Annotated in this window: 11 protein-coding genes; 4 read left to right on the top strand and 7 right to left on the bottom strand. The window is 72.5% G+C overall.

Annotated elements, in window-relative coordinates; genetic code table 11:
• Positions 1-1,521: M48 family metalloprotease (locus CCN42_RS25910; RefSeq protein ID WP_086739227.1), on the bottom strand; the 1,521-nt coding region annotated here is incomplete at its 3' end.
• 221 nt (positions 1,522-1,742) lie between these two features.
• Entirely contained in the window at positions 1,743-2,861 is a 1,119-nt protein-coding gene (locus CCN42_RS25905) for a hypothetical protein (protein ID WP_086739224.1), read from the bottom strand.
• A 175-nt stretch (positions 2,862-3,036) separates the two neighbouring features.
• On the opposite strand from CCN42_RS25905, the gene CCN42_RS25900 reads away from it, so the two are divergent.
• Positions 3,037-4,191 carry a cystathionine gamma-synthase gene (locus CCN42_RS25900; protein ID WP_043503659.1) on the top strand — a complete coding sequence of 385 codons (1,155 nt, stop codon included), beginning with the start codon at positions 3,037-3,039 and terminating at the stop codon, positions 4,189-4,191.
• 10 nt (positions 4,192-4,201) lie between these two features.
• On the opposite strand, the gene CCN42_RS25895 is transcribed toward CCN42_RS25900, so the two are convergent.
• The 3 genes from CCN42_RS25895 to CCN42_RS25885 form a co-directional block, all read right to left on the bottom strand.
• Positions 4,202-4,453 carry a hypothetical protein gene (locus tag CCN42_RS25895; protein WP_086739223.1) on the bottom strand — a complete coding sequence of 84 codons (252 nt, stop codon included), beginning with the start codon at positions 4,451-4,453 and terminating at the stop codon, positions 4,202-4,204.
• The gene (locus tag CCN42_RS25890) at positions 4,450-4,944 is read right to left on the bottom strand and encodes a sigma factor-like helix-turn-helix DNA-binding protein (RefSeq protein ID WP_211294798.1); all 495 of its coding nucleotides are present in this window, start codon (positions 4,942-4,944) and stop codon (positions 4,450-4,452) included. Before CCN42_RS25890 ends, CCN42_RS25895 begins: the two co-directional genes overlap by 4 nt.
• Positions 4,945-5,072: 128 nt before the next feature.
• Positions 5,073-5,573, bottom strand: coding sequence for a MarR family winged helix-turn-helix transcriptional regulator (locus tag CCN42_RS25885; RefSeq protein WP_211294797.1), 501 nt, complete (start codon positions 5,571-5,573; stop codon positions 5,073-5,075).
• 162 nt (positions 5,574-5,735) lie between these two features.
• Between CCN42_RS25885 and ilvA the strand changes: the two genes are divergently transcribed.
• Positions 5,736-6,965 (top strand): threonine ammonia-lyase, encoded by a 1,230-nt coding sequence (ilvA, locus tag CCN42_RS25880; RefSeq protein ID WP_086739221.1) that lies wholly within the window; start codon positions 5,736-5,738, stop codon positions 6,963-6,965.
• A 108-nt stretch (positions 6,966-7,073) separates the two neighbouring features.
• On the opposite strand, the gene greA is transcribed toward ilvA, so the two are convergent.
• On the bottom strand, positions 7,074-7,571 hold the full coding sequence (gene greA, locus CCN42_RS25875; protein ID WP_086167319.1) for a transcription elongation factor GreA: 498 nt from the start codon (positions 7,569-7,571) through the stop codon (positions 7,074-7,076).
• Positions 7,572-7,764: 193 nt separating this feature from the next.
• Positions 7,765-8,163 (bottom strand): DUF4307 domain-containing protein, encoded by a 399-nt coding sequence (locus CCN42_RS25870; protein WP_086739219.1) that lies wholly within the window; start codon positions 8,161-8,163, stop codon positions 7,765-7,767.
• 204 nt (positions 8,164-8,367) lie between these two features.
• Here CCN42_RS25870 and mca point away from each other — a divergent pair, with 204 nt between their 5' ends.
• Positions 8,368-9,249, top strand: a complete 882-nt coding sequence (gene mca / locus CCN42_RS25865) for a mycothiol conjugate amidase Mca (protein ID WP_086739217.1) — start codon at positions 8,368-8,370, stop codon at positions 9,247-9,249.
• Positions 9,242-9,484 (top strand): hypothetical protein, encoded by a 243-nt coding sequence (locus CCN42_RS25860; protein ID WP_086739216.1) that lies wholly within the window; start codon positions 9,242-9,244, stop codon positions 9,482-9,484. Before mca ends, CCN42_RS25860 begins: the two co-directional genes overlap by 8 nt.
• Positions 9,485-9,579 lie beyond the last annotated feature (95 nt).

The raw sequence follows: 9,579 nt of genomic DNA, 5'->3' as shown, positions 1-9,579 counted from the left end.
CAGCCACGCCTCGTGACCGTCCGGCAGGCGCAGCCGGGCCGCGTCGGTCCAGGACAGCTCCCACCGGGCCCGGCTCTGGCGGGCGAGTTCCGCGGTGACCAGGCGGGCGAGGCGGGCGCGCAGCTGGGGCCGGGCGAACTCGCGGGCGGCGCGGCCCGTCGCGGCCTGCGCCTCGGGGGACTTGGGCAGCCGGTCGGCCAGCTGCCACAGCCGGCCCGCGTCGGCGGCGTCGAGGAACGCGGTCAGGGAGCCGTCGCCGCCGTGCGTCTCGGCGACGGCCCGGCGCAGTGGCTCCGCGTCCTGCTCGGCCTGCCAGAGCATCGACCGGTGGACCAGGTCCGGCCAGTCCGCGGCCCGGCCCAGGCGCTGCGCCTCAGGGGTCAGGACGGCCCCCTCCAGTTCGGCGAAGGCGCGGGCGGGGTCGGTGAGCAGGGCGAGCGCGGGGCGGGCGCCGGCCGGGGCGCGGCCGTCGTCGGGGAGTTCCTCGATCCGGGCCACGCGTTCGGCGATCGGCGGGTGGGAGTCGTACGGCGACTGCTCCTGCACCGGCAGGCCGGCGCGCAACTCGTCGAGTTCGGCGGCGCGTGCGGCGAGCAGCCGGCGCAGACCGCCGAACACCTCGCCGGGCGGCGGCAGCAGTCCGGCGCCGGTGCCGAGGGTGGCGTACGACTGCATGTAGAAGTCGTGGGCGGCGTCCAGGGCGGGGATCTCGCGCAGCGCGGAGGCGGTGGCGTCACGGCCGGCGACGCGGGCGGCGGCCAGGTCGGCGGCGAGTTCCTGCTGCCGGGCCACGCCCTGGGAGGCGCGCAGGTAGAAGGTGCCGTACCAGAGGAACGGCTTGGCGGCGAGGCGGTAGCTCAGGCCCGCCGAGCCGGGGTCGACCACTGCGGCCTCCTTGCCGCGGGCGATCCGCTTGGCGTTCTTCTTCTCCAGCCGGGCCTGCTCCTTGGCGGCCTTCGCCTGCGACCGCTCGTGCAGGTTGGCGACGGTGCGCATGACCTGGCGACGGCCGCGCAGGGTGATCGCGGTGAGCCGGGTGTCGTGGTGGGTGTAGTGGCCGAACTCGTGGGCGAGGACGGAGCGGAGCTGGGGCTCGCTCAGGCCCGCCATCAGTGGCAGGCCGACGTACATCCGGCGGCGGCCGGGCAGCAGGCCGAGCAGCCGGGTGTCCTCGGCGACCGCCGCGTTGACGTCGCCGGTGAGCACGATCTCGTCGGGCGCCCGGGTGCCGGTCCGTTCGGCCAGCTCGCGCACGGCGGCCCACAGTGCGGGTTCGCGTTCGGGAGTGACGGTCACGCCGGGCGGCGGCTCGTCCTTGGGGGTGCGCAGCGCGAACATGCCCTGGACGATGGGGAGGGCCACCAGTGCGCTGATGAACCAGATCTTGGCGGTGAGGGCGCCGACGCCGGCCTCGGCGAAGGCCCAGTCGACGGCGGCCAGGGCGCCGAGCATGACGAAGCCGAGCAGATAGAAGCCGGCGAGCAGGACGAGGGCGCGCAGCGCGCGCAGAGTTGCGCCCATGATGGGCCGTTCCCCCCACAGCATTGCTGAAAATGGACATGGCAAAGCGATGTGGGGGGAACGATGCCTCATCCCAGGTCAGGGGAGCAACGTCATTTGACGCGGTCGCCCGCTGAGGCGTGGCGCCGGCTCGGGCGCGGGTCCTCGTCCACGCGCGGGGTCCTCGTCCAGGCGCGGTCCCTCGTCCGGGCGTGGCCGTGTGCTCTGGCGTGGCCGCCCGCTCAGTGCGGCAGTGTCGCCGGGCTGCCGCCGTTCGCCTCGTAGCCCGCCACCGCCAGCGCGCGGTAGACCGCGAACTCCGCCGCCGGGTCCGGCGACAGCGTCCACGGCAGGGCGCCGACATGGCCGTCCACGTGGATCAGCTGGTCCATGGCCTCAGCCCAGCGCTCGCCCCGCACCAGGAAGAACACCAGCAGATGGCGCACGTGCGCCAGCATCGGGTCGTCGGCGCGGGCCGAGTGGACCGCGTGCAGCGCGCCGTGGACCGCCTTGGTCACGACCTCGCTCTGGTAGAACCCGCTGACCAGATTGACCTCGGGCAGGTGCTCGAAGACCGAGAACAGCGGCATCGCCGCCAGCAGGGAGCCCTGCGGCGCGCGGGCCGCGGCGGCCTCCGCGAAGGAGGTCGCCAGCTCGCGCGAGCCGTGCCACTTGTCGCACCAGTAGTGCAGGGCGGCCAGGTGCGCGCCCATGTGGTTCGGCGCCCGGTCCAGGATCTTCAGCCACAGCTGTTCGAACTCCTGGCGCGGATAGGCGAGGCCGCGGGCCACGGACAGCTCGATGATGTACGGGATCGGGTCGCCCGGGGCGAGCAGCGCCGCGTCGGCGCAGGCCGCCCTCGCCTCCTCCATGATGATCCGGAACTCGTCGGTGCCCGGCGTCGCCGTCCGCCAGGCCTGCTGGACCAGGAACTCGGCGTGCACCGCCGCGCCGCCCGCGTCCTTGGGCTGCTCGGCCCGCCAGACCCGCAGCCACTGGCCGCCGGGCGCCTCCCCGACGTTGCCCGGGCGCTGCTGGAGCTCCAGGGAGGCGGCGCCCGCGAAGGCCTGCACGCGCTGCCAGCGCAGCTCGCCGGCCGCCTCGGTGCCGGCCAGCAGCTGGGCCGCCGCGCGGTGGTCCTGGGTGCGCTGCACCAGGTCCAGGACGTCCAGCAGGTCCTGGTCGGGGCCGGGCATGCGGACGTCCAGCTCCTCCTGGCGCACGAAGCCGTAGTTCGCCGGGTCCGCGGCGTCCGGGTGGCCGGGCGGGACCTGCTCGATCGTGCCGCGCCGGCGCCTGAAGTAGGGGAGCAGCACGAAGCTCAGCATGAGCAGTGCCATCAGGACCCAGAGAATCTCCATGCCTCCAGCGTTCCAGACGCCCGTGACACTTGGCCAACCCGGTCCGCGGCCCGTGGAGAACGGGCTGTGGAAAACTCCCGGCCGGGCAGAGCTGCGCCGGTGCCGCGCAGGCGAGGTTTTCGCCCGTCTGTCGGGGGACGTCATCCGCTCCGTTCGCGCATTACGCTCGGTGCACATGAGCGACAGGCACATCAGTCAGCACTTCGAGACGCTCGCGATCCACGCGGGCAACACCGCCGACCCCCTGACCGGCGCGGTCGTCCCGCCCATCTACCAGGTGTCGACCTACAAGCAGGACGGCGTGGGCGGGCTGCGCGGCGGCTACGAGTACAGCCGCAGCGCCAACCCCACCAGGACCGCCCTGGAGGAGAACCTCGCCGCCCTGGAGGGCGGCCGCCGCGGCCTCGCGTTCGCGTCCGGACTGGCGGCCGAGGACTGCCTGTTGCGTACGCTGCTCAGCCCCGGCGACCACGTGGTCATCCCGAACGACGCGTACGGCGGCACCTTCCGGCTGTTCGCCAAGGTCGTCTCCCGCTGGGGCGTGGAGTGGTCGGTCGCCGACACCGCCGACCCGGCCGCCGTACGGGCCGCGATCACCCCGAAGACCAAGGCCGTGTGGGTCGAGACGCCGTCCAACCCGCTGCTCGGCATCACCGACATCGCCGCCGTCGCCCAGGTCGCCCGGGACGCGGGCGCCCGGCTCGTCGTCGACAACACCTTCGCCACGCCCTACCTCCAGCAGCCGCTGGCGCTCGGCGCGGACGTCGTCGTGCACTCGCTGACCAAGTACATGGGCGGCCACTCGGACGTCGTCGGCGGCGCCCTGATCACCGCCGACGAGACCCTGGGCGAGGAGCTGGCGTACCACCAGAACGCCATGGGCGCGGTCGCCGGGCCGTTCGACTCGTGGCTGGTGCTGCGCGGCACCAAGACGCTGTCGGTGCGCATGGACCGGCACAGCGAGAACGCGACGAGGATCGCCGACATGCTGACCCGGCACGCGCGCGTGACCCGCGTGCTGTACCCCGGCCTCCCGGACCACCCCGGTCACGAGGTCGCCGCCAAGCAGATGCGGGCGTTCGGCGGCATGGTCTCGTTCCGGGTCGAGGGCGGCGAGGAGGCGGCGGTCGAGGTCTGCAACCGCGCGAAGATCTTCACGCTCGGCGAGTCCCTGGGCGGTGTCGAGTCGCTGATCGAGCACCCCGGGCGGATGACGCACGCCTCCGCGGCCGGCTCGGCGCTGGAGGTCCCGGGCGATCTGGTGCGCCTCTCGGTGGGCATCGAGAACGTCGACGACCTGCTGGAGGACCTCCAGCAGGCGCTCGGCTGACCGGCGTCGCTCACCAGCCCGTGAGCGGTGGGGTCGTCCGGGACGGCGGCTCCACCCACGGGCGCGCGGTCAGCGCCCACACCGTGAACGCCACGACCGCCGCGAGCAGCAGCAGCCCGGCCACCCGGCGGGCGAGCACGCGGCGGCGCAGCTTCCGGCCGCCGCGGCGCAGCACCTGCGCGTACAGGTCCGGCGGCACCGTCGCCGGGCCGGCCCGCTCCATGATCCGCCGTGCCGCGGCCTCCCGCTCCTGCCGGTTCACCGGGACACCGCCTCAGGCGCCGCCGGTGCCGTGGTGGGGTGCAGCAGGGTCGCCGTCGCGCGGTCGCAGACCGTGTGGACGCGTTCCCGGGGCAGGCCCAGCAGCGCGGCGGTCTGCTCCTCGGCGACTCCTTCGAACAGCCGCAGGACCAGGATCAGCCGCTCCTGCGGGGTGAGCCGGGCGAGCGCGGTCGCGGGGCCCGGGCGGAACCGGTCCAGGGCGCCGCCGTGCTGGTGCCAGGCCGCCCGGGCGAACCGGGTGGCCAGGTACTGGCGGGCCCGGTCGTAGGGGTCCTCGCCGCGCAGCCGGTCCCAGCACGCGTACGTGTCCGCCAGGGCCAGGGTGAGCAGGCGCCGCGCGCGCGGGTTGCCGTGCGGGGCCTCCGCCGTGAGCAGGGTGGCGGTGTGCAGCAGCCGCCCCGCGGCGCCGGCCGTGAAGGCCTCGAACTCCCGGTTCCGGTGCCTGCCGTCGGACACCTGCCGCTGTCGCACCGCGCCTCCCCCGTGACCTCGGGACGCGGACCCCGGCACCACCAGGGGGCCCGGTCTCATATGAGGGCAGGGGTGGTCTTTCGGTCAAGAGCCGTGCACGGCTCTCGCGCCCGCGGGCGCCCGCGGGCTCAGGACTGCGCCACCGGCTCCGTCACCACCGCCGCGGACATCCGGTCGGAGAGCGCGACATTGAAGCGGGTGAGGAGCGTGCAGAACGCCTCGCGCTCCTCCGGCGCCCAGTCCTGCGTCAACTCGGCCATCAGCTGACGCCTGGACGAGCGCACCTCCTCCAGCCGCGACAGGCCGCGCGGGGACAGCTGGAGCACCACGGCCCGGCCGTCCTCGGGGTGCGAGGTGCGCTTGACGAGACCGGAGTCGACGAGCGGGGCGACCTGCCGGGTGACCGTCGAGGAGTCGATGCCCATGCTGCAGGCGAGCGCCTTGACGCCCATCGGGCCCTCCTTGTCGAGCCGGTTGAGCAGCAGATACGCGGCGCGGTCCATGGAGTTGCGCACCTGCCCGACGCCGCCGAGCCGGGTCTGTTCGGCACGGCGGGCGAACACCGCCACCTCGTGCTGGAGGGTGTCGAGAAGACCGGTGTCACCGACGGTCGTCATGTCCATCGACATTTCAGGTGTTGTGGGCATGGCCGGGGGCTCACTTCATGAAGGGGTGCTGGGTTGGGGGACAGGGTACGCGGCCCGGACGCGGGTCGTACCGGCGCTGCGCAAACCAGTCTCGGAGGTTGGTCACAACCGGGCTTCCCACCCGTGAACTGCGATGCTTGAGTCATGAGCTACCGCACCGCTGACTCCTTTCGGACCGTCACCCTCGACGACGTACGCGGCGCCCAGAAGATGCTCATGGGAATCGCCCGGGTGACGGCCATGGAGGGCAGCCGGCACCTCTCCCAGCTGGTCGGCGCGCCGGTTCACCTCAAGTGCGAGAACCTCCAGCGGACGGGCTCGTTCAAGCTGCGCGGCGCCTATGTGCGGATCGCCGGGCTGCTGCCCGAGGAGCGGGCCGCCGGGGTGGTCGCCGCGAGCGCGGGCAACCACGCGCAGGGGGTGGCGCTGGCGTCGGCGCTGCTCGGGGTGCGGGCCACGGTGTTCATGCCGAAGGGCGCCCCGCTGCCGAAGATCAGCGCGACGCGGGAGTACGGCGCCGAGGTGCGCCTGCACGGCCATGTGGTCGACGAGACGCTGGCGGCCGCGCAGGAGTACGCGGCGGAGACCGGCGCGGTGTTCATCCACCCCTTCGACCACCCGGACGTCATCGCGGGCCAGGGCACGGTCGGCCTGGAGATCCTGGAGCAGTGCCCGGAGGTGCGCACCGTCGTCGTCGGCATCGGCGGCGGCGGGCTCGCGGCGGGCATCGCGGTCGCGGTGAAGGCGCTGCGGCCGGACGTGCGGATCATCGGGGTGCAGGCGGCGGGCGCGGCGGCCTATCCGCCCTCGCTGGCGGCCGGGCGACCGGTGTCGGTCGAGAACCCGGCGACGATGGCGGACGGCATCAAGGTGGGACGGCCCGGCGATGTGCCGTTCGGGATCGTCGGCGCGCTGGTCGACGAGGTCCGCACGGTCACCGAGGACGAGCTGTCCACCGCGCTGCTGCTCTGCCTGGAGCGGGCCAAGCTGGTCGTGGAGCCGGCCGGGGCGAGCCCGGTCGCGGCGCTGCTGAGCGATCCCGGCTCGTTCGAGGGTCCGGTGGTGGCGGTGCTGTCGGGAGGCAACGTCGACCCGGTGCTGATGCAGCGGGTGCTGCGGCACGGCATGGCCGCGCAGGGCCGCTACCTCGCCGTGCGGCTGCGCCTGACGGACCGCCCGGGGGCGCTGGCGACGCTGCTCGGGGTGCTGTCGCTGGCCGACGCCAACGTCCTCGACGTCAGCCATGTCCGCACCGATCCCCGGCTGGGCCTCACGGAGGCGGAGGTGGAGCTGCACCTGGAGACGAAGGGCCCGGCCCACTGCGTCGAGGTGGGCGAGGCGCTGCGTGCGGCGGGCTACCCGGTCATCGGCTGACCGCGCCGCACGGATCCCGCCGGGGCCCCGGCGGGACGTCGCCGGTACGACAGCGCCCCCGGTGTCCACGTGGACACCGGGGGCGCGGCGAAGTGTGACGGCGGCGGGTCAGCCGACGTACGGCTCGGCCTTCAGGATCTTCACCGAGGCCTTCTTGCCGTTGGGCAGCTCGTACTCCGCGTCCTCGCCGACCTTCTTGCCGTTGACGCCGGTGCCCAGCGGGGACTGCGGCGAGTAGGTCTCGATCTCCTCGCTCGCGTACTCCCGCGAGGCGAGCAGGAAGGTCAGCGTGTCGTCCTCGTCGCCGTCGAAGGCGATCGTCACGACCATGCCGGGCGCGACCACGCCCTCGGCCGCCGGAGCCTCACCCACCTTGGCGTTCTCCAGGAGCTGGGTCAGCTGGCGCACGCGGAGCTCCTGCTTGCCCTGCTCCTCCTTGGCCGCGTGGTACCCGCCGTTCTCCCGCAGGTCGCCCTCCTCACGCGCCGCGGCGATCTTGGCCGCGATCTCGGTGCGCGCGGGACCAGACAGGTACTCAAGCTCTTCCTTGAGCTTGTCGTACGCCTCCTGGGTCAGCCAGGTGACGTTCTCGCTGGTCTGGGTCACAGGTGCTCCTCGTCGGTACTGGGAATACAAAGCATCGCCCTACCCAGAAGCATGTTCCTTCAGGAGTGGGCGAAACCACGAGCCTAACAATTCAAGGACGGAAGGGGGAGGACATAACTCACTAAAACCGCGTCAACGCAGGTCAGCGGGTCGATATTCCGGGCGGTGCCCCGGCCGGAGCGCGGTGCCGCGCTCAGTCCGCGTGGCAGCCCAGCAGCTCGGCCGTGGTACCGGGCGCGGTGGTGCGCAGCGTGACGACCTCGGTGATCCGGGTGGCGTCCCCGCCGAAGCGGAAGTCCGCGCGGCCCACCTCGGCGCCGTCCTCCGCCTGGGAGCGCACCGTGCAGTAGCCGGAGGCGCCGGCGTCCTTCTCGACCCGCAGCTCCACCGCCACCGCGTCATCGCGGAGATCGAAACTGATCACTTCGGCGCTGATCTTGTTCTGGCCGACGTAGTGGTACGCAAAGAACGCGATCAGGCCGATCAGTACGGCGCCGAGGACCCCGCCGACGACCTTGAGGGTGCGGTCCGTGCGGGCGTCCGAGGAACGGCCGTAGCGGCCCTCGGGCAGTCGCGTACTCGCCGTACTCATGATCGTCCTCTCGACCGGGCGGGACGAACGTCCCGAAACGGGCCCCGGTGCCGTAATCCCGGAATGATTGGCCCTCCGATTCGGTCACTATAGAAGCCGCCCACGCGTCACTCGACCGGCACCCCTCACGACGTCCCCGCGGGACGAGACCCACGAACCGCACCCGGTCCGCCGGGCGCCGACACAACGACCGAGGATTGAGTCTTGACTGAGCAGCTGCGACTGATGGCCGTGCACGCGCACCCCGACGACGAGTCGAGCAAGGGTGCGGCCACCATGGCGAAGTACGTGTCCGAGGGGGTGGACGTGCTCGTGGTGACCTGCACGGGCGGGGAGCGCGGCTCCATCCTCAATCCGAAGCTCCAGGGCGACAAGTACATCGAGGAGAACATCCACGAGGTCCGCCGCAAGGAGATGGACGAGGCCCGGGAGATCCTCGGCGTCAGCCAGGAATGGCTCGGGTTCGTCGACTCCGGCCTGCCCGAGGGCGACCCGCTGCCCCCGCTGCCCGAGGGCTGCTTCGCCCTGGAGGACGTCGACCACGCGGCCGGCGAGCTGGTGCGGAAGATCCGCTCCTTCCGTCCCCAGGTGATCACCACCTACGACGAGAACGGCGGCTACCCGCACCCCGACCACATCATGACCCACAAGATCACGATGGTGGCCTTCGAGGGCGCGGCCGACACCGAGAAGTACCCCGAGGCCGAGTACGGCCCCGCCTACCAGCCGCTGAAGGTCTACTACAACCAGGGCTTCAACCGCCCCCGCACCGAGGCCCTGCACCAGGCGATGCTCGACCGCGGCCTGGACTCCCCCTACGGGGAGTGGCTCAAGCGCTGGGACGACTCCGGCTTCAAGGACCGCACCCTCACCACCTACGTGCCCTGCGCGGACTTCTTCGAGATCCGCGACAAGGCACTGATCGCGCACCGCACCCAGATCGACCCGGACGGCGGCTGGTTCCGCGTACCGCTGGAGCTCCAGAAGAAGGTCTGGCCCACCGAGGAGTACGAGCTGGCGAAGTCCCTCGTCGATACCTCCCTCCCCGAGGACGACCTCTTCGCGGGCATCCGGGACAATGCCTGACATGACCCCAAGCACAAGCCTGGCCATGACGCACTTCGTGACCATCGCCAAGGAGTTCGACAAGGACAAGGTCACCCCCGGTGTCCTCGGCTTCATCGTCTTCGCGGTGATGGGCCTGGCCGTCTGGGCCCTGATGAAGTCGATGAACCGCCACATGGGCAAGGTCGACTTCGAGGAGACCCCGGCGGAGGGCGCCGAGACCACGGCGGCCGGAGCCAGCACCGACAAGGGCTGACCCGCGCGGGCGGGGCGTGCGGCGTCCGCCGCGCCCTCACCGTGCCGCCGGCACCGCCACGCCCATCACCTCCCGGGCGTGGCGGCTCGGCACCA

Origin of the sequence: Streptomyces glaucescens (assembly GCF_002154375.1) — a bacterium.
GTDB lineage: Bacteria > Actinomycetota > Actinomycetes > Streptomycetales > Streptomycetaceae > Streptomyces > Streptomyces glaucescens.
The sequence above is the reverse complement of the archived record's forward strand: the minus strand, read 5'-3'. Positions and strand labels throughout refer to the sequence as shown.

Coding starts and splice junctions, on each gene's coding strand:
- CCN42_RS25905 (WP_086739224.1), bottom strand. CDS start 2,861: ATGGAGATTCTCTGGGTCCTGATGGCACTGCTCATGCTGAGCTTCGTG.
- CCN42_RS25900 (WP_043503659.1), top strand. CDS start 3,037: ATGAGCGACAGGCACATCAGTCAGCACTTCGAGACGCTCGCGATCCAC.
- CCN42_RS25885 (WP_211294797.1), bottom strand. CDS start 5,573: ATGTCGATGGACATGACGACCGTCGGTGACACCGGTCTTCTCGACACC.
- ilvA (WP_086739221.1), top strand. CDS start 5,736: ATGAGCTACCGCACCGCTGACTCCTTTCGGACCGTCACCCTCGACGAC.
- CCN42_RS25870 (WP_086739219.1), bottom strand. CDS start 8,163: ATGAGTACGGCGAGTACGCGACTGCCCGAGGGCCGCTACGGCCGTTCC.
- CCN42_RS25860 (WP_086739216.1), top strand. CDS start 9,242: ATGCCTGACATGACCCCAAGCACAAGCCTGGCCATGACGCACTTCGTG.